The sequence below is a fragment of the Nocardia sp. NPDC057440 genome (assembly GCF_042802915.1).
Lineage (GTDB): Bacteria > Actinomycetota > Actinomycetes > Mycobacteriales > Mycobacteriaceae > Nocardia.
Genome location: NZ_JBHVDF010000043.1, coordinates 1 through 1,259, shown reverse-complemented (window position 1 = coordinate 1,259; position 1,259 = coordinate 1). Strand labels below are relative to the sequence as shown.

Here is a 1,259-nt window from a genome sequence, read left to right as displayed (position 1 = left end):
GGCTCGAAAGGGGTTTGCCCGGGCTCGAAGTAGCGGTGCCCTCCCTAGCCTGAAAACACACGCTAGCCAGGGAGAACACCAGTGGCGGTCATCATCGGAATGGATCCACACAAACGCTCGGCCACCATCGAAATCATCGATGACATCGGGAAGGTACTGGCCCTCGGCCGGTACGGCACCGACAAGACCGGCTATGCCGACATGCTGCGTGCCGGACGTCGATTCACCGATCGAGTGTGGGCGATCGAAGGCTGCAACGGCATCGGCCGCCATATCGCACACCGGCTGGTCCACGACGGCGAAACGGTGCTGGATGTGCCGGCAAAACTGTCAGCGCAGGTGCGTGTGTTCGCCACCGGCAACGGCCGCAAAACCGACCCAGTGGATGCGCACTCGGTAGCGCTGGCAGCACTGCATTCACCGAATCTGCATCGTGTCGAGGCGGATTCGGAGCTGATCGTGCTGGGTATGCTCGCTGACCGCCGCGATGGTCTCGGCACGGCCCGCACCGAGACCGTCAACCGTCTGCACCGGATACTGCTTGAACTCTTCCCTGGTGGGGCCAAGAAATTCCTCTCCGCCATGCAGGCACGCAAGCTGATCGCGACGATCAAACCGCGCGATCCGGTCGGCAAGACCCGACGTCGGCTGGCCGTCGAGTTGATCGGTCAGCTCGAAAGTATCGACCGCAAGATCAAAGCCGCCGACAAAGAACTCCAAAAGTTGGTCACCGACCGCGGCTCGACCCTGACCGACCTGCATGGCATCGGACCTTCGAGCGCCGCACGACTTCTCGCCGACACCGGTGACGTCCACCGTTTCCGCAACCGGGACCGATTCGCCTCCTGGAACGGCACCGCACCCTTGGACGCATCCTCAGGCGAGCAGCAACGACACCGCCTCTCCCGAGCCGGGAACCGAAGAATCAACCGAGTCCTGCACATCATGGCCGTGGTTCAACTACGCAACCCCACCCCAGGACGCACCTATTTCGACACCAGAAAAGCAGCCGGGAAGACCTCGATGGAAGCCATGCGATCGCTCAAACGACAACTATCCAACGTCGTCTACACGCGCATACTCGCCGACCAGAAACGAAGCGAAACGGCAAGCCCGGGAGGGCAATCGGGAACGGCTCTGCAACCCAGCGCGACCGGCCTGACCCCGCACACCGGCCCTTCGGACAAGCCACATCCCGGACCTACCACCACCCAGCCTAACCACCGTCTCCCAGCCATGTCTTGACATAAAGGGGAGCC

At 62.4% G+C, this 1,259-nt stretch carries 1 protein-coding gene; it reads left to right on the top strand.

Annotation, left to right across the window (positions count from 1 at the left end; genetic code table 11):
- Nucleotides 1-99: 99 nt before the first annotated feature.
- Entirely contained in the window at nucleotides 100-1,245 is a 1,146-nt protein-coding gene (locus ACFU4Z_RS36465) for an IS110 family transposase (RefSeq protein ID WP_379072930.1), read from the top strand.
- Nucleotides 1,246-1,259: the final 14 nt, after the last annotated feature.